The 19,927-nt window shown below is 37.2% G+C and carries 20 protein-coding genes; 12 read left to right on the forward strand and 8 right to left on the reverse strand.

Going from position 1 to position 19,927, the window contains the following annotated elements; all coding sequences use genetic code 11:
• Positions 1-60 precede the first annotated feature (60 nt).
• The 8 genes from ACEN25_RS11960 to ACEN25_RS11995 all read left to right on the forward strand — a co-directional run bounded on the left by ACEN25_RS11960 (position 61) and on the right by ACEN25_RS11995 (position 6,013).
• On the forward strand, positions 61-693 hold the full coding sequence (locus ACEN25_RS11960; RefSeq protein WP_441803124.1) for a flavin reductase family protein: 633 nt from the start codon (positions 61-63) through the stop codon (positions 691-693).
• Positions 694-699: 6 nt separating this feature from the next.
• Complete coding sequence (locus ACEN25_RS11965) at positions 700-843, forward strand: DUF2256 domain-containing protein (protein WP_441803125.1); 144 nt, start codon at positions 700-702, stop codon at positions 841-843.
• Entirely contained in the window at positions 840-2,138 is a 1,299-nt protein-coding gene (locus tag ACEN25_RS11970) for a DASH family cryptochrome (protein ID WP_441803126.1), read from the forward strand. The genes ACEN25_RS11965 and ACEN25_RS11970 overlap by 4 nt, the downstream gene beginning before the upstream one ends.
• A 12-nt stretch (positions 2,139-2,150) precedes the next feature.
• The gene (locus tag ACEN25_RS11975) at positions 2,151-3,686 is read left to right on the forward strand and encodes a cryptochrome/photolyase family protein (RefSeq protein WP_441803127.1); all 1,536 of its coding nucleotides are present in this window, start codon (positions 2,151-2,153) and stop codon (positions 3,684-3,686) included.
• 85 nt (positions 3,687-3,771) lie between these two features.
• Positions 3,772-3,930, forward strand: coding sequence for a lmo0937 family membrane protein (locus ACEN25_RS11980; RefSeq protein WP_117434326.1), 159 nt, complete (start codon positions 3,772-3,774; stop codon positions 3,928-3,930).
• A 28-nt stretch (positions 3,931-3,958) separates the two neighbouring features.
• Positions 3,959-4,096: a hypothetical protein gene (locus ACEN25_RS11985; protein ID WP_199907798.1), complete on the forward strand. Its 138-nt coding sequence runs from the start codon at positions 3,959-3,961 to the stop codon at positions 4,094-4,096.
• A 159-nt stretch (positions 4,097-4,255) separates the two neighbouring features.
• Positions 4,256-5,110, forward strand: a complete 855-nt coding sequence (locus tag ACEN25_RS11990) for an aldo/keto reductase (RefSeq protein ID WP_441803128.1) — start codon at positions 4,256-4,258, stop codon at positions 5,108-5,110.
• A 144-nt stretch (positions 5,111-5,254) separates the two neighbouring features.
• Positions 5,255-6,013 carry an SDR family oxidoreductase gene (locus tag ACEN25_RS11995; protein ID WP_441803129.1) on the forward strand — a complete coding sequence of 253 codons (759 nt, stop codon included), beginning with the start codon at positions 5,255-5,257 and terminating at the stop codon, positions 6,011-6,013.
• A 1-nt stretch (position 6,014) separates the two neighbouring features.
• Here ACEN25_RS11995 and ACEN25_RS12000 read toward each other — a convergent pair whose 3' ends face one another.
• From ACEN25_RS12000 to ACEN25_RS12020, 5 genes are all read right to left on the reverse strand, one after another.
• Complete coding sequence (locus ACEN25_RS12000) at positions 6,015-7,847, reverse strand: ABC transporter ATP-binding protein (RefSeq protein WP_441803130.1); 1,833 nt, start codon at positions 7,845-7,847, stop codon at positions 6,015-6,017.
• 61 nt (positions 7,848-7,908) lie between these two features.
• Complete coding sequence (locus tag ACEN25_RS12005) at positions 7,909-8,640, reverse strand: DUF6089 family protein (protein WP_441803131.1); 732 nt, start codon at positions 8,638-8,640, stop codon at positions 7,909-7,911.
• A gap of 138 nt (positions 8,641-8,778) precedes the next feature.
• Complete coding sequence (locus ACEN25_RS12010) at positions 8,779-10,134, reverse strand: multidrug effflux MFS transporter (protein WP_441803132.1); 1,356 nt, start codon at positions 10,132-10,134, stop codon at positions 8,779-8,781.
• 18 nt (positions 10,135-10,152) lie between these two features.
• The gene (locus tag ACEN25_RS12015) at positions 10,153-10,368 is read right to left on the reverse strand and encodes a hypothetical protein (RefSeq protein ID WP_441803133.1); all 216 of its coding nucleotides are present in this window, start codon (positions 10,366-10,368) and stop codon (positions 10,153-10,155) included.
• A 112-nt stretch (positions 10,369-10,480) separates the two neighbouring features.
• A complete protein-coding gene (locus ACEN25_RS12020; protein WP_441803134.1) occupies positions 10,481-11,197 on the reverse strand; it encodes a pirin family protein in 717 nt (238 codons plus the stop codon).
• A 195-nt stretch (positions 11,198-11,392) separates the two neighbouring features.
• Here ACEN25_RS12020 and ACEN25_RS12025 point away from each other — a divergent pair, with 195 nt between their 5' ends.
• Positions 11,393-12,106 carry a hypothetical protein gene (locus ACEN25_RS12025; protein ID WP_441803135.1) on the forward strand — a complete coding sequence of 238 codons (714 nt, stop codon included), beginning with the start codon at positions 11,393-11,395 and terminating at the stop codon, positions 12,104-12,106.
• A 251-nt stretch (positions 12,107-12,357) separates the two neighbouring features.
• On the opposite strand, the gene ACEN25_RS12030 is transcribed toward ACEN25_RS12025, so the two are convergent.
• Entirely contained in the window at positions 12,358-13,515 is a 1,158-nt protein-coding gene (locus ACEN25_RS12030) for an MFS transporter (RefSeq protein ID WP_441803136.1), read from the reverse strand.
• An 83-nt stretch (positions 13,516-13,598) separates the two neighbouring features.
• On the opposite strand from ACEN25_RS12030, the gene kynU reads away from it, so the two are divergent.
• Genes kynU through ACEN25_RS12045 form a run of 3 tightly spaced genes read left to right on the forward strand, consistent with a single transcriptional unit; the run spans position 13,599 to position 16,989 of the window.
• Complete coding sequence (kynU, locus tag ACEN25_RS12035; protein ID WP_441803137.1) at positions 13,599-14,888, forward strand: kynureninase; 1,290 nt, start codon at positions 13,599-13,601, stop codon at positions 14,886-14,888.
• Between the two features lie 38 nt (positions 14,889-14,926).
• Positions 14,927-16,333, forward strand: a complete 1,407-nt coding sequence (locus ACEN25_RS12040) for an FAD-dependent oxidoreductase (RefSeq protein WP_441803138.1) — start codon at positions 14,927-14,929, stop codon at positions 16,331-16,333.
• Positions 16,334-16,338: 5 nt separating this feature from the next.
• Positions 16,339-16,989: an O-methyltransferase gene (locus ACEN25_RS12045; RefSeq protein WP_441803139.1), complete on the forward strand. Its 651-nt coding sequence runs from the start codon at positions 16,339-16,341 to the stop codon at positions 16,987-16,989.
• A 242-nt stretch (positions 16,990-17,231) separates the two neighbouring features.
• Here ACEN25_RS12045 and ACEN25_RS12050 read toward each other — a convergent pair whose 3' ends face one another.
• Both ACEN25_RS12050 and ACEN25_RS12055 read right to left on the reverse strand, forming a co-directional pair.
• Positions 17,232-17,510 (reverse strand): Sec-independent protein translocase subunit TatA/TatB, encoded by a 279-nt coding sequence (locus ACEN25_RS12050; RefSeq protein WP_441803140.1) that lies wholly within the window; start codon positions 17,508-17,510, stop codon positions 17,232-17,234.
• A gap of 81 nt (positions 17,511-17,591) precedes the next feature.
• Positions 17,592-19,892, reverse strand: a complete 2,301-nt coding sequence (locus ACEN25_RS12055) for a M1 family metallopeptidase (RefSeq protein ID WP_441803141.1) — start codon at positions 19,890-19,892, stop codon at positions 17,592-17,594.
• Positions 19,893-19,927 lie beyond the last annotated feature (35 nt).

The following is a 19,927-nucleotide window of genomic DNA, read 5'->3' on the forward strand; positions in this document are numbered from 1 at the left end:
TAACAGCGTTGTAATTAGACAAAAATTAAATTTAGGGTAAGTTTTACTTACCCTTTTTTTATGAAACATTATACAGCACAGGCGATAGAAGAAATGCCCTCTAGATATAGAGCGCATTTTATAAATAGTTGTACCGGCTTTAAGTCGGCTAACTTACTCGGTACAATATCTAAAGACGGTATTACAAACGTCGCTATTTTTAGCTCGGTAACGCATTTAGGAAGCAATCCTCCCTTACTAGGTTTTATCTTACGCCCCACTACTGTAGAGCGCAATACCTACGATAATATTAAAAAATCTGGAATATTTACGGTAAATCATGTAAATCAGAATTTTATACGAGAAGCGCATCAAACTTCTGCGAAGTACGCGGGGACCATTTCAGAATTTAAGGAGACACTTCTAGATGAAGAATTTTTAGATGATTTTGAAGCACCTTACGTTAAGCAAAGCCGTATAAAATTAGGATGCGAATATGAAAATGAATATTTCATCAAAGAAAATGACTGCATCTTTGTTATAGGAAAGATAAAACATATTTATGTAGATAAAGAAATTCAGGATGATGATGGCTGGTTAAATTTAGAGCGCGCACAAACTGTTTGTATAGATGGTCTTGATGGTTATGCTTTACCGCAAATTTTGAACCGGTTCTCGTATGCTAAACCCGGTGAATCCCTTAAAACATTGTAAGTCAAGGTGGCTCATAAGAAAGAAAATTTACCAGAAAAAATATGTATAGTCTGTTTAAAGCCATTTACATGGCGTAAAAAATGGCAGGCAAACTGGGAAGAAGTAAAATATTGCAGTGAGCGCTGCCGCCGTAATAAAACTGTTCAATGAATTTAGTTTGGTTTAAAAATGATCTTAGAACAATAGACCATACGGGACTATCACTTGCTTCTAAAACTAAAAATCCTACAATCGCTATATACTGTTTTGATCCTAAACAATTTAAAAAAGATCGCTTCGGGTTTAAGAAGACTGAAAAATACAGAGCTCAATTTCTAATTGAAACAGTTACAGAATTAAGAGAAAATCTAGAGAAACTTAATATCACTCTTTTCATTTTTAATGAAGAACCTGAATTTGCTATTCCCAAACTTGTGAAAAATTATCAGGTAGAACGTATTTATTTTCAAAAAGAATGGACGTTTGAAGAGCGTAATATCATAGAAGGTGTTAGAGTGAATTGCCCAGACGGTACATCTTTAATAGAAACTTTTGATCAATTTTTATGGCATCCTGAAGATTTACCTTATTCCAATTATTCTGAAATACCTGAGGTATTTACTAACTTCAGAAAGTACTGCGAAAAACAAGTTGACGTAAGACCTATTGTAAACAAGATAGACGCTTTCCCAAATGAAAATCTAATTTCTCAATCTACGCAAATCCCTTCTTTACACGATTTAGGCTTTTCAGATTTTGAAATTGACAAGCGAACCGCATTTCCTTTTAATGGTGGTGAAAATCAGGCCAATCTTAGAATACAGGAATACTTTTGGGAAACTAAAAAACTTCAGTATTATAAAAATACCCGCAACGGATTAGTAGGTAAAGATTACAGCTCAAAACTTTCGGCGTGGCTTGCAAATGGTAGTATTTCAGCACGAATGATCTATTGGGAAGTTCAAAAATTTGAAAAAGAGGTAAACAAAAATGATAGTACTTACTGGCTCATTTTTGAACTCATCTGGAGAGACTTCTTTAAGTATGTTTCTTTAAAACACGGAGATAGTATATTTAAAATAGGCGGTATTTTAAATGCAGATTACGATTGGGATAGCAATGAGCACACCCGTAAAAACTGGATTAACGGTACTACAAAATATGATTTTGTTAATGCAAATATGCTAGAACTTAGCAATACCGGGTGGATGAGTAACCGCGGAAGACAAAACGTTGCGAGTTTCTGGGCTAAAGAGTCAAAACAAGATTGGCGCATTGGGGCAGCCTATTTTGAGAGCCTGCTCATAGATTATGATGTTCACAGCAATTATGGGAACTGGATTTATAATAGCGGCGTAGGCAATGACCCTCGAGACCGCATTTTTAATATAAAAAGTCAGGCAGAGCGCTATGACGAATCTGGAACATTCACCAGGCTATGGCTACAAAACAGCTTGTTTGATTAATAAAAATCTATTTTGAAAAAACTACGTTTAGTTTTAGGCGATCAACTTAACCACAAACACTCGTGGTACAAAGACGATTCTAAAGATGTGATTTATTTTATGGCCGAAATGCGCCAGGAAACAGATTATGTCACCCATCATATTCAAAAAGTTATTACTTTTTTTGAGTCGATGCGCAATTTTGCAAATTGGCTAGAAGAACGGGGTAATCTGGTCATTTTCTATAAGCTTGATCATCCGGATAACGCTCAAAATCTTTCAGAAAATATTAAAGCGCTTATCAAAGCTCATAAAATTGATAAGTTTGAGTATCAGCTTCCAGATGAGTATAGACTAGATCAACAACTCACAAAAATTGCTTCAGAACTCAGTATAGAATCAGAAACTTTTAATACAGAGCATTTCTTAACCTCCCGCACAGATCTCGAACAATTCTTTAAAGGAAAAAAAACGTTTACGATGGAATATTTCTACCGCGACATGCGTAAGAAGTATTCCATTTTAATGACAACAGAAAAGGATCCTGAAGGCGGCAAATGGAACTTTGACCAAAGTAACCGTAACAAGTGGAAAGGAGATCCCGTAATACCACACGAGCGCGGCTTTAGAAAAGATGTAACACAAACTCTAAAGCGTATTAAAAAGGCTGAAGTTAAAACAATGGGAACTGTTGAGGCTACTAATTTTAACTGGCCTACCTCAAGATCAGATGCATTAAGCGTTCTTAATTATTTCTGTGAAAATTTATTAAAACATTTTGGTGATTATCAAGATGCTATGGCTCCTAATGAAGCTTATCTTTTTCACAGCAGACTTAGTTTTGCACTCAACAGCAAACTTATAGATCCTATAGAAGTAATTGAGAAAGTAATAGATCACTGGCGCGAGCATAAAGAAGATATAGACATAAGTCAGGTAGAAGGTTTTGTACGTCAAATTTTAGGATGGCGAGAATATATGCGTGGCATTTACTGGATGAAAATGCCCGAATACGCCACAAAAAACAAACTCGACAATCAAAATAAACTACCCGATTTCTACTGGAATGCAGATACTAAAATGAACTGTTTGCACCACAGTATCAAACAAAGTTTAGATCACGCCTATGCGCATCACATACAGCGTTTAATGATCACCGGCAATTATGCCTTGTTAACGCAGACTCATCCTGACGAGGTTGACGCCTGGTATCTAGGTATTTATATTGATGCTATAGAATGGGTAGAAATCACAAATACCCGTGGCATGAGTCAATTTGCAGATGGGGGTATTGTTGCTACAAAACCTTATATATCTAGTGGCAGTTATATAAATAAGATGAGTACCTACTGTAAAGATTGTCATTATAACGTAAATCACAAAACCGAAGAAGATGCCTGCCCGTTTAATAGTTTATACTGGAATTTTTTAAGTAAAAAGAAAAAACACTTTACTGAAAACTTCAGAATGAAAATGATGTTACGGCTATTAGAAAAAATTCAGCCAACGGAGCTTGAAAAAATCATAAACCGGGCGGAGGATATCATAAATAATCCCCAAAATTTTTAAATCCTGCGTTAATTCACTGTTAAGCAGGGACATTATATTTTTTAAAAAAATTAATTTTATATCACTAACCAATATTTATATTATTATGAAAGATATCATTTGGCTTATCATTGTGATCCTTATTATAGGATGGCTAGTGGGGTATTTTGGCTTTGCAGAATCTGTAGGAAGTCTAATACATATCTTACTTGTACTCGCCGTAATTGCAATATTATATAAGCTGGCTACAGGAAGACGCCTGTAACTTAACTTTAACCAATAATTCTATACTTATGAAACGTATTTTTTTGATGCTTTTTACTGCTGGTTTACTAGCTACAACTTTACATAGTTGTCGTGAAACTACAGGAGACAAAATTGAAGACGCTGCAGATGATGTAGGAGATGCTGTTGAAGACGCGGTAGATTAGTCTTAATCTAAGAAATTAAAAAAATCTGTACTTACGTGCAGATTTTTTTTTTGCAACAATTTTGCGCATTCATTTAAAAACTCTTAACACTCTAGCGTTAACAGGCGTTAAAGGTTCATAGAATACACTGTCTGTCATTTAATTTAGCAAAAAAAAGTTATGAGCACAGACACAAATATCAGAACAATAGAAGGCCTAAGCGGAACATGGAAATTACATAACGGTTATAAAATGCCTTATATAGGTTTAGGTGTTTACAAAGCAGACGATGGTGAAGAAGTTATTAATGCTGTAAGGTGGGCTTTAGAAGCGGGTTATCGTCATATAGATACTGCAAAAGCCTATGATAATGAAAAAGGAGTTGGCAAAGCTATAAAAGAAAGCAAGGTAAATCGCAAAGACATTTTTCTAACGAGTAAAGTTTGGAATGACGATCAGGGTTATGATTCTACGATACAGGCATTTAATGACTCTTTAAAACGTTTAGATACAGATTATTTAGACTTATATCTTATACATTGGCCGGTTGAAGGAAAATATAAAGAAACCTGGAGAGCGCTTGAAGATTTGTATAAAGAAGGAAAAATTAAAGCTATAGGCGTAAGTAATTTTCTAAAACATCATTTAGAAGATTTGATGAAAGATGCCGAAATTAAGCCTATGGTAGATCAACTTGAGTTTCACCCGTGGTTGATTCAAAGTGAACTTCAGGATTTTTGTAAACAAAATGACATACAATATGAGGCCTGGTCACCTCTAATGCAGGGAAAAGCCTTTGAAAATGAAACTTTACTAGAATTAGGTGAGAAATATGGTAAGTCACCAGCTCAAATAGTAGTAAGATGGGATTTACAAAATGGTGTTGTAACCATTCCTAAATCAACCTCAAAAGAGCATATAATAAGCAATAGTGATGTTTTTGATTTTGAGCTTTCAGATTTAGATATGAAAAAAATTAATGCACTTGATCGCGATGAGCGTATAGGACCAGATCCTGATAATTTTGATTTTTAAAAATCCTAAAATATCAATAAAAGAATAAAATTAAGACCGCTACATAGCGGTCTTTTTTATGATTTTTAAAAAAGAATCTGCATTAAAATTAGACACGTATCCCAATGTAGCTTTGTATTTTTACTATCCGAAAAATTGATTTTTATGTGGAATTTAGATGGAAAAACAGCCCTAGTTACCGGTGGTACTAAAGGCATTGGTAAAGCTACAGTAAAAGAGCTTTTGAGTTTAGGCGCAAAAGTGATCTTCACCTCACGCAGTCAAAAAGATATAGATGATTTTGAAAGTGAATTGCAGGAACAAAGTTACATCTGTAATGGAATTGTATCAGACGTAAGTATAGAAGATGATCAGGATCGACTTACTGATTTTGTTTTTGAACGTAGCGGAAGTCTTGATATTTTAGTAAATAATGCAGGAATAAACATTAGAAAAGATGCCACGCACTATGAACCCGAAGAATACCGCAAAATTTTAGAAATAAACCTTATTGCTCCTTTTGAGCTAACCCGTAAATTTTATGCGTTGCTCAAACGTTCCGGTAAAGCTTCGGTTATAAATGTTGCCTCGGTAGCAGGTAGTCAGGATGTAAAAAGTGGTGCTCCCTATGCGATGTCAAAATCAGGATTGTTGCAGCAAACCCGCAGTCTAGCTTCAGAATGGGCTGAGCATAATATTCGCGTTAATAGTGTGTCACCCTGGTATACGCGTACACCTCTAACCACTGAAGTACTGGATAATGAATCTCGCATTGCAAAAATCATTGAGCGCACACCCTTAAATCGTATTGCAGAACCTGAAGAGATGGCAAGTGCTATTGCCTTTTTAGCAATGGATAAAGCCTCATACATAACCGGCCAAAATATTATTGTAGATGGCGGTTTAAGTGCAAACGCCTTATAGATTATTTATAACCCTGTGCCTGCAAATCAAATAACTCTGCATAGAGTTTAGGAGCTTGCATAAGCTCTTCGTGAGTACCTAATTCAAGAATCTGACCGTCTTCTAAAACCAGAATTCGGTCAGCCATTCGTACCGTGCTAAAGCGATGTGAAATTATGATACTGGTTTTTCCTTTAGTAAGGTCTATAAAGCGTTCAAAAACTTCATATTCTGCCTTAGCATCTAGTGCAGAAGTAGGCTCATCTAAAACCATAACACGTGCATCTTTCATATAGGCTCGTGCTAAAGCTACCTTTTGCCACTGGCCGCCAGAAAGTTCCTGACCCTGTTTAAATCGCTTACCTAATTGAGTTTCGTAGCCGTTTTTTAAATCCTTAATTACTTCGGTTGCCAGACTTAGCTGTGCCGCATTTTGAATACGACTATCATCTTTAACGGCTAATATATCGCCTACTGCAATGTTTTCGCGTAGCGTAAATTCATACCTGAAAAAATCCTGAAATATAACGCCGAACATCTGCTGAAATTCAGCTTTGTTATACTCATTAATATTAATACCGTCTAAAAGAATTGCACCTTGTGTGGGCTCATAAAACCGAAGCATTAATTTAATTAAGGTTGTTTTTCCTGCACCATTTTGCCCCACGAAAGCCATTTTCTCGCCGGCTTTAAGTTTAAAACTAACTCCTTTTAAAACTTCAGTCTCGCTACCGGGATACGCAAAATGAACATCTCTTAATTCAAATCCCTCTTTAATTTCTAATGGTAACTCTAAAAATACTTTGTCTTGATCTGGAATTACTAGGTCTACAAAGTCAAAATAATCTTTTAGATACAGAGCGCTTTCTGTGATACGCGTAAAGTTTGAAAAGAAGGTTTGTAAGCTATTACGCAATCTGTTGAAGGAAGCAGATAAAAAGGTTAACTCACCAATGCTAATCTCCCCTACCAGCACACTTCTAATAATGACAATGTACGCCCCATAATAACACACCACTCCCAAAATATTAAAAATAGCGCTATAGACACTGCGCTTAACGGTAATTTTTTTGTTAATATCATAATAGCGCTCGCTCAGATTTCTAAAACGATTGGCAATAAAATCTGTTAGACCAAAGAGTTTTATTTCTTTGGCGGTCTTGTCATTTGCTCCTATGTATCTTAGGTAATCGAGCTCACGGCGTTCTGTCGTCCAGCTTCTTGATAATGAATATTGCTGTCCGCTAAACCTGATTTCATTTACAAATAAAGGGATAATACTCAACGCAAGTAATACAATTAGCAGGGGTTCAAAATAGATCAATCCCGCAATAAGTGTAGCTATAGAAATAACGCTTTGTGCCTGTCCTAATGCATTGCTCATTAGGCCTACACGACCTTGTGTTTGCTGTCTGGCACGCTCCAGTTTATCATAGAATTCTGAGTCTTCTAACTGACTCATATCGATCTCGCTGGTTTTGCGAATCATCGTTTCTGAAGATCTGATGTTATATTTATCGCCCAGTAACCCATCTGTGATGGCAATGATTCTACTTATAATATCTGAAACAACAGCGATTACAAATTCAAGTATTACATAATTCCATAACTGAATGTAATCTGGATGGGCAGCGGCAACCTGAGCAATAATTTCATCAATGATTAGCTTTCCTACCCATAAAATAACTACAGGTGCAAATGCATTAATGAGACGACAAATAAGATTTGCAAGAAATAATTGCGGACTAACATTCCAAATTTCTTTAAAAAATCTGGGAATAAAGCGCAGTGCCTGAAACGACGCCCGTACATTTGTTTTTTTCTTATCTGAAATACTATCGAGTCCTCGAGCCATAGCGCAAATATACTCTTGCAGGGTGGTAAGATTGAGCCGGGATTGCTTAAAAAATACTTAATTATAAATTACAATCGCAATAATCATCGCCACCTTTGCCCAAGCGATAGGTAAGCGTTAAGCCCAGATAATTATAAATATCATTTTTCTGAAAGTAACTCATTCGATTAGGCTCAAGCTCCTGAGGTTCTGGCTCGGTACCATCTAGATTGTCTGTAGAACTTAAATGCATTGTAAACTCGATACCCACCTGAATTTTAGGAGACACTAAAGCTTTTAGTCCCAACCCTACCGGTATTGCGGTTTTAGTCTTATTTCCATAATCTATGGCTACTACGTCTTCGTTCCCCGCACTTAAGGGGTAATACAATTCATCTCCATAAAAAATAGAAAAGCCTGTATATACATAGGGAGAAATAGGCAATGCAGAATCTGAAAATAACTGAAAAGGAGTGTATTCAAGGGCGAGGGTACCTTCTAAGTTTGTATTGTCAAAAGAATAATACAGATTCTCACCTCTTCCGTTTCCGCGGAAAGTATCTTTTGCGTCACGGTCGTTATCATGTAAGTTCATATAGGTGAAGCTTCCGCGAAGCGCAATTTTTTCATTAAAATTGAGCTTTCCCACCACTCCGAAAAAGCCACGATTAGGCGCCAGGTAACTTTTATTTCCTATTTCTCCAATATAATTTGTACCTCCTAAATACAAACCTATATCATAGGTTTTCTGCGCATTGACAGTAAATAAAGATAGAAAAAGTGTAATTATAGGGGTAATTACTCGAAGATTCATTTTAGTTGTTTTTTTTTTGCAAAATAGGCACTTTAGAAATTTTACGCCTAAATTTTTGATGTTATTTAGTATAACTCTCAACGTATTAGAAAATTATACATCAACATTAAAATCTCAAAAAAATGAATACCATGCTAATTATGCTTTCACAGCACTGTTAAGCATTTTTCGCTTGTAAAAAAATATAAGTAGCATACTACACAAAGCACACGTAAAGAGTAAATATAGTAACGGCATTACCCCAACCGTTACTAATTGTGAGACAGCAATACTTGCAATTGACCCAAAAATCATCCCTATACTTCCTACCAGAGCAGACGCACTACCGGCCTGTATTGTAAACGGATCTAAGGAAAGCGCCGTGGTGTTAGGATTTTGAAATCCTATACAGAACAGCATCATAAATAAAAATGGATAGATAATCCAAAAATGAACACCCACAATACTACTTACTATAAGACCAGAAAAGGTTAATAGAGTAAGCGCAACACTTATACTTAATGCAATATTAAAAAGTGAAAATTTTCTAAGTGCTAGCCTATTTATTTGACTACCTAAGATTAAACCTAGTGCATTGCTTCCAAAAACCCAACCAAATTGCTGCTCAGACAAGCCAAAAAATGTCATGAATATAAAAGGAGCACTACTTACATAGCTTAGCAAAGCTCCCAACGAAAATCCTCGGGTCATTGCAAAAATAAAAAACTCTCTATTTTTTAATATTGATAGGTACTCTGAAAGTATTTTCTTAGGTCGTAAACTTGTTCCTTTATTGGGCTTCGCACTTTCCGGGAGTATGTAGGTGATTAATAACAACATCACAACTGCAAAACCGGCTAATATAAAAAATACGGCTTCCCAGTCAAAAGCCCCTATTACGAGACCTCCTACTGTAGGCGCGATTATGGGAGCTACGCCCATAATTAACATCAGCGTAGACAAAACATCTGCCACCTGCTTTTTCTCGAACAGATCCCGCACCATTGCTTTTGATGCAACCATGCCGGCACAACCCCCGAGAGCCATAAAAAAGCGGGCAATAACAAGAATTTCTAGCTCCCAGCTAAAAGCACAGATTAATGAAGAGATTATAAATAAAATAAGGCCTCCTATAAGGGGTCTTCTTCTTCCAAATCTATCCATTAAAGGCCCATATGCTAATTGACCTAAAGCGATACCTATAAGATAACTCGTAAGCGTGTATCCTACTTTACTAATGTCCACATCAAAATCTGATGCCACGTTTTCAAAACCCGGCAAATACATATCTATAGAAAAAGGACCTATAGCTATGAGTGTACCCAGAATGAGTACAATTAAATTACGAGATGATGTAGTATAGCGTTTTGTCATAGCGGGCTTTGCGTATGCAAAATTAAGGCTTGATTCTGCAAGAAATTGGCTTTGAGATGTTATTAAAATTGTAAAACTAGAACCGTTTTTCTTAAGGTATCGTTGTAGTGCTTTTAAATTAAAAAAGAGATGGTAAACCATCTCTTTTTTAATTTAAGTTTATGCCCTAATTCTCTCGGATGATGTGGTTCCCATCCAGGGATCTTCCTGATTTTTAAGAAATGTAGACGATTCCTTTACAATGTATTCGGTACTTTTTTTAAACTTTTCTAAAAGTTCAAAATTTACATTGATAGGAACCTGCAAACCCGGATATTTTAGGGCGTACATATCATCTTTTTTTCCTACTAACTCTAACTCAATTGGTGTTTCCATAATAATAAGGTTTAATTAATAGTTTTGGCTTATGCCAAACAAAAAAAATACCAATTAAACCCGGAAAGCTCTCGCTCAAAAAAAGACTGTCAAATTTTCAGAATTCGATAATCTAACTCAATTGCATAGGCACCTCCATCAACAAAACCGAAGCATTTTCAGAAGCGGTAAGCGTTACCGCATTAGTCTCCAGAACACCTAAAGCATCTCTGCGCTCTAATGTTTGATCACCTGCGGTAATGCTTCCTTCCAATACAAAAATATAAAGACCATTGCCTTTTTTATTAAAATCATATGTAACCGATTTCCCGGCTTCCAAATCAACCATATTGAACCAGGCATCCTGATAGACCCAAACTCCTGCATCATCTTTATTGGGCGAAAGAACCTGCTGCAGTTTGTTTTTACGATCTGCTTTATCAAGCGTTATTTGATCGTAACGCGGCTCAACATTTTGCTGATTAGGGATCACCCAAATCTGTAAAAATTTTACGGTTTCGTCTTTGTTTTTATTATACTCACTATGTTGTACGCCGGTGCCTGCACTCATCACCTGTATATCTCCTTCTCTAATCACCGTCGTATTTCCCATACTGTCTTTGTGTTCTAAATCACCAGAAAGCGGTATAGAGATGATTTCCATATTTTGATGCGGGTGAGTACCAAAACCCATTCCGCCGCTTACCTGATCATCATTTAAAACACGTAGAACGCCAAAGTTCATACGTTCAGGATTGTAATAATTTGCAAAACTAAATGAGTGTTTGCTGTGTAACCATCCGTGATTAGCATCACCACGAGTATCTGCTTTGTGAAGTATCGTTTTCATCTTTTTAAGATTAAGATTTACGCTCAAATTTAGGGTTTAAGAGTATTTCTAATTACTGCTATATAGTCGGAAAAATGCCAAAAACTTACCGCTTAGGGTGGTATTAGCACACATTTGATTACTGCTCTAAATAAAGAATCACTACGTAAAACCTAACGGAAACGTTTGTATTTTTGCAACTTAAACTAAGTTACTATGAAAAAAATATTACTTACTCTTGTAGCTGTTGCTGCATTAGTTTCTTGCAAGACAGAAACAAAAACTGAAGTTTCAGAAAACACTACTGAAACACAAGCTATTCAAGAAGAGCGTACTCCAGAGCAAGAGGTTGCTTATAAAATTGCTGAGGCTAGCGGTTTAGAAAATTGGGATAAGGTTTCAGAATTGCAATTTACTTTTAACGTTGATCGCGGTGATAGTCATTTTGCCCGCGCCTGGAAATGGAATCCAAAGACAGACGATGTTACCATGATGAGCCCCGAAGACACTATTAATTACAACCGTAAAAGTGTAGATAGTCTTGCTATGAATGCAGATAAAGGCTTTATAAACGATGCCTATTGGCTATTAGCTCCTATACATTTAGTATGGGATAATGAAGGAACAAATCTTACGGTACAGGATACTGCCACTGCACCTATGAGCAAGCAACTTTTGAAAAAAATTACGATTACGTATGGCGATGAGGGCGGCTACACGCCGGGAGATGCCTATGATTTTTTCTACGATGATACCTTTATGGTACGTGAGTGGATTTATCGCAGAGGTAATGTTTCAGAATTTTCTATGGTAACTACCTGGGATGATTATAACGATTATAAAGGTTTAAAAATAGCATCAGATCACAAGGCTCCTGAAGACGCTGTACACTTGTATTTTACAGACATCGCTGTAAAAACCGAAGAGTAAACAATTCGTATTTAAAAGTTTAAAGCCATCTGAACATCAAGTGGCTTTTTTTTTTACACGGTAACTCAGTACCCGATTGCGTTTATTAAAAATTTGGGCGTGTCCCTTCGGGTCAGGCTATACGCTTCTAGTCCTCACTACTGTTTCGCATGAGGCTCAACAGCAGCTGTGGGCTATCTGCTACTATCCTTCACGCTAAGAAATAATCTAACTTATTTCAGTTAGTCTACTGTGCTATTTAAATCAGTTTATTAAGCTTTTTTATGTCGTTTTAATGTGATTGATACGATTCCTGCTAGAAATGTAAATAGTAATAAAGCTATAAAGCTTCCTTTAAGGTTAAATGTTTCCGCCAGAAAGCCCAGAAATACAGGCCCTAATAATAAACCCACAAAACCCGTTCCTGCAATAAAACTAATTCCTTCGGCTGCATTGATGCCTTTTAAATTACCGCTGTATCTAAACAATTCGGGGACAACCAGAGATAGTCCTAAACCTACAAATCCAAAACCTACTAATGCAGGCGAAGTTGCTGCACTTAATACCAGACTAAAACCCAGGGTCGCAGTAAAACATCCTGCAATCATAATGAGCCTCGACCCATATTTTGAACTGATACTATCACCAAAAAATCTACCTAAGGCCATCATCCCATTAAATATAGTATAGCCCATTCCCACAAGAGTTATTGCTGCAAAGGTTACCTTTTCCAGATATAGTGCACTCCAATCTACAATTGCCCCTTCTGCTGCCATTACTAAAAAACCTATGATTGCCAGACCTATTAATGGCCTTAAATTTTTCAACTTAAAACGTGTCTCATCTTCTTCTTTTTCGGCTTTTAAATGCATATAATTTTTACGTATTGAAAAGTTAATTATTAACATGAGCACGATTACTCCGGCCATATGATACCAAGGTAATTTTATATAAGGTATTAGCAACGTGCCTATACCGGCGCCTAACATGCCGCCTAAACTAAAAAAGCCGTGAGATACCGACATAAAATGTACCTGATCTCTTTTTTCGATTTCGGTAACCAGCGTGTTTATAGTAACGTCCATCAAGCCCGAAAAAATACCGACTGCAAAAAGAGAGACACACAAAAGTACATAGGTAGGTGCTAAAAACGGACCTATAAAAACGATACAAAAACCACTAACGGCGACCATAATTGCTTTTCCTAATTCAAGAAATTTAATAATTCTTGGAACAAAAGGAATCGTCGCTAGAGTTCCTAACGCCATAAAGAAAACGGCAAATCCTAGTTTACCTTCACTTATTTGAAGCTTTGCTGTAATTTCAGGGATATAAATCGCCCAGGTGCCAAAAATTATATTCAAAGTTGCAAACAGAAATACCGGAGTAAAGTATCTCATAGTACTAAAAACAAGGCGAAGCGCTTTCATAGCATAGTTTTATTTACAATCCCACAAAATACCAAAAATCTAAGCACCGCCTAAAAGTATTTTAATTGCTATTTTTACAGCCTATGTTAGAGAAAGAAAAAAATATGTTTAAAAACTCGTTAGCCTACGCAAAACAGGCTGATGCAGAAGATCCGTTAGCACACTTTCGGGAGAAATTTAATCTTCCAAAAGATGAAAATGGCAAAAACCTCATTTACCTCTGCGGAAACTCGTTAGGACTTCAGCCTAAAAAGGCACGCGATTATGTCGCAGAAGAGCTAGATAACTGGGCAGAAATAGCTGTAGAAGGTCATTTTAAAGCAAAAGTACCGTGGACGGAATACCACGAAATTCTTACCAAACCTATGGCAGATATTGTAGGCGCAAAACCTGGTGAGGTGGTCATCATGAATACGCTTTCAACAAATTTACATTTGATGATGATATCGTTTTACAGACCTACTGCTACACGTCATAAAATTTTAATTGAGAGTGACGCTTTTCCTTCAGATAGTTATGCAGTAAAATCTCAAATAAAAGAAAAAGGTTTTGACCCGGAGAGCTCCTTAGTATTGTGGAAACCACGACCGGGAGAACATTTATGCCGTTTTGAAGATCTTGAAGCGTTAATGGCCGAGCATGGAGAAGAGATTGCACTGGTTATGATAGGTAATTCTAATTACTACACCGGGCAAAAATATCCGATAAAAGAGATTACCCAATTAGGTCATAAATACGGCTGTAAAGTAGGCTTTGACCTTGCTCACGGTGTAGGTAACATAGACGCAGACCTTCACGATAACGGTCCTGACTTTGCAGTGTGGTGTACCTATAAATATTTAAATAGCGGCCCGGGAGCAATAGGTGGCTGCTTTGTGCACGAGCGTCACGCAAATAATAAAGATATCCCTCGTTTTACCGGCTGGTGGGGACATAAAATGGATAGCCGTTTTAATATGCGCGTCGATTTTGATCCTATTGAAGGTGCAGAAGGGTGGCAATTGAGCAATCCGCCTATACTTTCTATGGCACCTATACGAGCATCATTAGAGATTTTTGCAGAAGCAGGATTTCAAAACATACGTGCAAAATCAAGAAAAATTACAGGGTATTTAGAATTCCTTATCAAGGATTTAAATGATGATCGTATAGCAATTTTAACGCCTTCAAGCCCAGACGAGCGCGGTTGCCAGTTATCTATACAGGTAAAAAATGCAGATAAGAGTATGCATGATGGTTTTATGCAGGCAGGTATTATTTGTGATTGGAGAGAGCCAGATGTGATACGTGTAGCTCCTGCCCCACTATACAACAGCTTTGAAGATGTATTTGAAATGACCCAAAGATTAAAAGAACTTTTAGCTAAAAAATAAACGGTCGTTTTAAAAGACTGCCCATTAACAAGCCACCTTTGAAAAATCAAGAACATATATTAGTAATAGGCGCAGGACTTTGCGGTTCACTACTTGCATTACGCATGGCGCAGCGTGGTTATAAAGTTACGCTCATGGAAAAACGTCCTGATCTACGCGAGGAAATTGTAGATTCTGGGCGGTCTATTAATCTGGCATTTTCAGATCGTGGCATGAAAGGCTTACGCCTGGCAGGACTTGAAGATAAAGTCTTACCGCTTTGCATCCCTATGAAGGGGCGTATGATACACAGTACAGATGGTCAGCTTTTTATGAGCCCCTATAGCGGAAGAAGTCACGAATATATTAACTCTATTTCACGAGAAGATCTCAATATTATGCTTCTTGACGAATGTGACAACATGCCGGGGATTACGATGCATTTTAATCAAAAGTGTACCGGTGTAGATTTAGAAACCGGAAAGGCAAGTTTTGAAGATTACAAAACACATATCACAACTCAATATACCGCAGATGTGGTTATGGGAGCAGACGGTGTGGGCTCTGCATTGCGCAAAAGCATGCTAGATCATCGCAAATTTTTATTTAGTTATGGTCAGGATTTTTTAACCCACGGTTATAAAGAATTATCATTTCCGCCTGCGGCAGATGGTGGATTTCTTGTAGAAAAAAATGCGTTGCACATCTGGCCAAGAGGTAAAGATATGATGATTGCTCTCCCCAACCTTGACGGGAGTTTTACAGTAACATTATTCTTATCCTGGGAAGAAGGCAAAGACAGTTTTGAAAGCCTTAACACAGACGCAGCGATTAAAGATTATTTTAAAAGAGAGTTCCCAGATGCGCTCGCTTTGATGCCTAATCTTTTAGAAGAGTTTGCACAAAACCCCACATCCCCATTAGGCACTATAAAATGTTCTCCTTGGCACGCCTACGGAAAAGTTTTATTGCTGGGTGATGCCGCGCACGGGATTGTACCTTTTTACGGCCAGGGTATGAACTCTGCCTTTGAAGATATTCATGTATTAGACAAGTATCTAGATCTACATCAAGGCGATTGGAAAGCTGTATTTAAGGCGTATCAGGAAGAGCGCAAAGAAGATACAGATGCCATTGCAGATCTTGCTGTAGATAACTTTCACGAAATGAAAGCCCATACCGCCAGACCTATTTTTCAGGAGAAACGTAAACTGGAAATCGCATTTGAAACCGAGTTTCCTAAGGAATATTTCTCTAAATATTCGCTAGTGACATTCAGAGAAGATTTACGCTATTCTGAAGCTATGCGTCGCGGCCGTGTGCAGGATAAAGCCATTTTAAACCTCATTCACGACGGAAAGTTTACAGCGAGTATGACGTTGCACGAAAAGTTAGATCTTGTAAAACAAGAAACCCGAAAAATGCTTCACGATGACGAGGTCGTTGAAGGTTTAGAAGAAGAATAGACACTATGCATTTTATTTCTGAAGAACTCGATGACTATGCCGTGGCACATTCTGAAAAAGAACCACCACTGCTAAAAGAGCTAACCCGGGAAACCTACCAAAAAGTTGTACAACCACGTATGCTTAGTGGACATTATCAGGGGCGCATTTTAAGTATGATTTCAAAACTGGTAAATCCTAAAGTTATTTTAGAAATAGGCACTTATACAGGTTATTCAGCTTTATGCCTTGCTGAAGGGTTACAACACGGCGGTATTTTGCATACCATAGATGTTAATGAAGAACTTGTAGATTTTCAGAAAAAATACTTTGACGCTTCTGAGTATTCAGAAAATATTAAACAACATTTAGGGCCTGCTTTAGATATCATACCATCACTTGAAGAACAGTTTGACCTTGTTTTTATAGATGCAGACAAACCCAATTATCCCGCATATTTTGATCTTATTGTAGATCGAATTAAACCCGGTGGAATTTTGCTATCAGACAATGTCTTGTGGAGCGGTAAGGTTGTTGAAGAGCTTAATCCTAAGGATGTTTCTACACGCGCACTTCTAGAGTATAATAAATTACTCGCGGAAGATTCTCGTCTGGAGACCGTGCTTCTTACCATTAGGGATGGTCTCACCATTAGCCGAAAAAAAATCCCATCTTGAAAGACGGGATTTAATAATTAACACGTGGTAAAATATTTTAAAAGTGGTACATCAATCTTACAAAGCAATATCACTTTTTAAAATGGCAATTAGTTATTATTGAATTTGATATGAAGATATTACTAATTTCTGAATAATAACTCATAAAATTTACGACGACTCTAATTATTTTAAACATTTACGAGTCGTTTGGAAATCTGGCGTTTCACGCCCAAGTGACCAAAATACCAAATTATTATTTTTTAAAAATTACGCTTTACACTACCCGTAATTTCATCGATATGCTTTTTAGCATCATCTATTTCTTTCTTAACATCTTTAGCGATGTCTGTATTGATGCCTTGTTTGTCTGCACTTTTGGTAATTTCGGTCTTAATGTCATTTGTAGCGTCTTTTAACGTACGCATACCCTTACCCAGACCTCTTGCAATATCAGGAACCTTATCTGCGCCAAATACCATTACAATGATAAAAACGATAAAGCCTATTTCTGCGCCGCTAATAAAAAATGGTATATTCATAGTCCTACAAATATATGGGGAAAATTGAAAAGCCGGTGAAAGATCACCGGCTTTTTAGTTGTAATAAATTCTTAAAATTAATTAATCTTCAGAACCCTCTTTAAAGCTGTCAAATTCGCTTTTAGGCTCTTGTTTTGGCCAGCTGTTATTACTTAAATCTACATCAGCTGTTTCTAAATTAGGGTCTAATTGCACTCCTATAAGTTCTTTATCTGTAGCTAAAACCTTAGTTACCTCAGCATCATTTTTACGCCACACTTGCACAGGGTAGGTTACTTTTTCTTTAGAACCATCTGCGTAGCTGTACTCAACAATAATAGGCATAGGTATGCCTCCCGGCTTATTGAATTTTACTGCGTAAAAATGTTTAGGAGTTTTAAGCTTAGCCCGTTCTGCAGGCGTAAAGTTGTCCATCATAAATTCATTAAGGTTAGGAGCATTTTCTAGCATTCCTTTACCTTTCATTGCGGCGTCATAATCTTCTCCGCCTTCTTCAACTACATAAACAGCATCTACATTTGCAGGGTCTGCGCCATAACGGCTAAGTAATTCTTTACCTGCTGCTGTAGGTTTATTTGTTAAATAATATGATTTTACACTTTCTACACCCATATCTACATTTTCAGTAGAATAGAACCAACCTCTCCAGTACCAGTCTAAATCAACTGCAGAAGCATCTTCCATCGTACGGAAGAAATCTTCAGGAGTTGGGTGTTTAAACATCCAGCGGTGTGCGTAGGTTTTGAATGAATAATCAAATAAATCACGACCCATTACTGTCTCTCTCAAAATATTAAGAGCAGTTGCAGGCTTTCCGTAGGCATTATTTCCTAATTGATATACATTCTCAGGGTTAGACATTATAGGAGAAATGAAGTTTTGATCATCACCCATATAACCGGTGATTTTAGAAGGCTCTCCTCTACGTGAAGGATATTTTGAGTTAGGAGCTATAGCTTCGGGGAAATTCTCACCAAAATCCTGCTCAGCAACATATTGTACAAAGGTATTAATCCCTTCGTCCATCCATCCCCACTGACGCTCATCGCTATTTACGATCATTGGGAAAAAGTTATGTCCAACCTCATGTATAATTACGCTAATCATACCAAATTTTGTACGGTCGCTGTACGAACCATCTTCATTAGGACGACCGTAATTCCAGCAAATCATAGGATACTCCATCCCCTGGTTTTGACCGTGTACAGAAATTGCTTTTGGATAAGGGTAGTCAAAAGTCATTCTTGAATATGACTTAAGGGTTTGTACAACCGCTTTAGTAGAATACTCTTCCCAAAGTGGATTCCCTTCTTTAGGATAAATAGAAATAGCCATTACATCTCCCTTAGGAAACTTAACTGCCTGTGCATCCATTATATATTTACGAGAAGATGTAAACGCAAAGTCACGCACATTGTCAGCATGTAATTTCCAAGTTTTCTTTTGAGTGCTGCGTCCTTTTTCGATCTCTACAGCTTCTGCCTGGGTTCTGATTAGGACAGGCTTATCATAACTATTTTGAGCCTGCTCCCAGCGGTTCATCATTTCTTTAGAATAAACCTCTTTACGGTTAGTTAATTCACCGGTACCATCTAATAAATGATCTGCAGGTACTGTAATTTCTACATCATAATCACCAAAAGGAAGTGCAAACTCACCATTGCCCCAAAACTGATAATTCTGCCAGCCTTCTACATCATTGTACACACACATTCTAGGGAAAAATTGTGCGATCACATAGTTTTTGTTTCCGTCAGGGAAGCTCTCGTAACCCGAACGTGCTCTGTCTACAGTATGTTCTACAATATTGAAATTCCATTTTACGCTGAATTCAAACTCTTCACCCGGCTCTAATGGCTGCGGCATCTCTACACGCATCATTGTAAAATTAACTGTGTGCTTTAACGGCTTACCGTTTTGGCTAACTTCAAGTATATTAAAACCACCATCAAATGGTTCTTTCATATAGCTGCTTACAATAGACGCGGGTTGATTTACAGGAGCCATACCACTTCCATCTTTTTCTAAAGCAGGAGAATCTTTTTTACGTATGTTTTGATCTAATTGAACCCAAAGATATTCTAAACGGTCTGGTGAATTATTCTTATAAGTAATCGTCTCGTAGCCACTTATGGTTTGGTTCTCATCATTAAGCTCGATTTTAATCTCATAATCGGCTTCATTTTGATAATACGCAGGTCCCGGAGCTCCCGAAGCCGTGCGGTATTGGTTTGGCGTGGCAAACTCATTATAAAGTTGTCTAAACTTGTTTGTGTTTGTGTGACCTGCCTGTCTTTCTTCTTTAGCCGGTGTATCCTGTGCAAAGCCCGCAGAAACTGCCAGAAACATCAAACTAAATAGTGTGTACTTGATTTGTTTCATAAATTATATAATCGATTTGTGCTTGTGTATGGTAT

It is taken from the genome of Leeuwenhoekiella sp. W20_SRS_FM14, assembly GCF_052119605.1.
Lineage (GTDB): Bacteria > Bacteroidota > Bacteroidia > Flavobacteriales > Flavobacteriaceae > Leeuwenhoekiella.

What these genes read in the sequence shown, in the direction of transcription:
- ACEN25_RS11960 (WP_441803124.1), top strand. Translation starts at nt 61, where the DNA reads ATGAAACATTATACAGCACAGGCGATAGAAGAAATGCCCTCTAGATAT.
- ACEN25_RS11970 (WP_441803126.1), top strand. Translation starts at nt 840, where the DNA reads ATGAATTTAGTTTGGTTTAAAAATGATCTTAGAACAATAGACCATACG.
- ACEN25_RS11980 (WP_117434326.1), top strand. Translation starts at nt 3,772, where the DNA reads ATGAAAGATATCATTTGGCTTATCATTGTGATCCTTATTATAGGATGG.
- ACEN25_RS11985 (WP_199907798.1), top strand. Translation starts at nt 3,959, where the DNA reads ATGAAACGTATTTTTTTGATGCTTTTTACTGCTGGTTTACTAGCTACA.
- ACEN25_RS11990 (WP_441803128.1), top strand. Translation starts at nt 4,256, where the DNA reads ATGAGCACAGACACAAATATCAGAACAATAGAAGGCCTAAGCGGAACA.
- ACEN25_RS11995 (WP_441803129.1), top strand. Translation starts at nt 5,255, where the DNA reads ATGTGGAATTTAGATGGAAAAACAGCCCTAGTTACCGGTGGTACTAAA.
- ACEN25_RS12000 (WP_441803130.1), bottom strand. Translation starts at nt 7,847, where the DNA reads ATGGCTCGAGGACTCGATAGTATTTCAGATAAGAAAAAAACAAATGTA.
- ACEN25_RS12005 (WP_441803131.1), bottom strand. Translation starts at nt 8,640, where the DNA reads ATGAATCTTCGAGTAATTACCCCTATAATTACACTTTTTCTATCTTTA.
- ACEN25_RS12010 (WP_441803132.1), bottom strand. Translation starts at nt 10,134, where the DNA reads ATGGTTTACCATCTCTTTTTTAATTTAAAAGCACTACAACGATACCTT.
- ACEN25_RS12015 (WP_441803133.1), bottom strand. Translation starts at nt 10,368, where the DNA reads ATGGAAACACCAATTGAGTTAGAGTTAGTAGGAAAAAAAGATGATATG.
- ACEN25_RS12020 (WP_441803134.1), bottom strand. Translation starts at nt 11,197, where the DNA reads ATGAAAACGATACTTCACAAAGCAGATACTCGTGGTGATGCTAATCAC.
- ACEN25_RS12025 (WP_441803135.1), top strand. Translation starts at nt 11,393, where the DNA reads ATGAAAAAAATATTACTTACTCTTGTAGCTGTTGCTGCATTAGTTTCT.
- ACEN25_RS12030 (WP_441803136.1), bottom strand. Translation starts at nt 13,515, where the DNA reads ATGAAAGCGCTTCGCCTTGTTTTTAGTACTATGAGATACTTTACTCCG.
- kynU (WP_441803137.1), top strand. Translation starts at nt 13,599, where the DNA reads ATGTTAGAGAAAGAAAAAAATATGTTTAAAAACTCGTTAGCCTACGCA.
- ACEN25_RS12045 (WP_441803139.1), top strand. Translation starts at nt 16,339, where the DNA reads ATGCATTTTATTTCTGAAGAACTCGATGACTATGCCGTGGCACATTCT.
- ACEN25_RS12050 (WP_441803140.1), bottom strand. Translation starts at nt 17,510, where the DNA reads ATGAATATACCATTTTTTATTAGCGGCGCAGAAATAGGCTTTATCGTT.
- ACEN25_RS12055 (WP_441803141.1), bottom strand. Translation starts at nt 19,892, where the DNA reads ATGAAACAAATCAAGTACACACTATTTAGTTTGATGTTTCTGGCAGTT.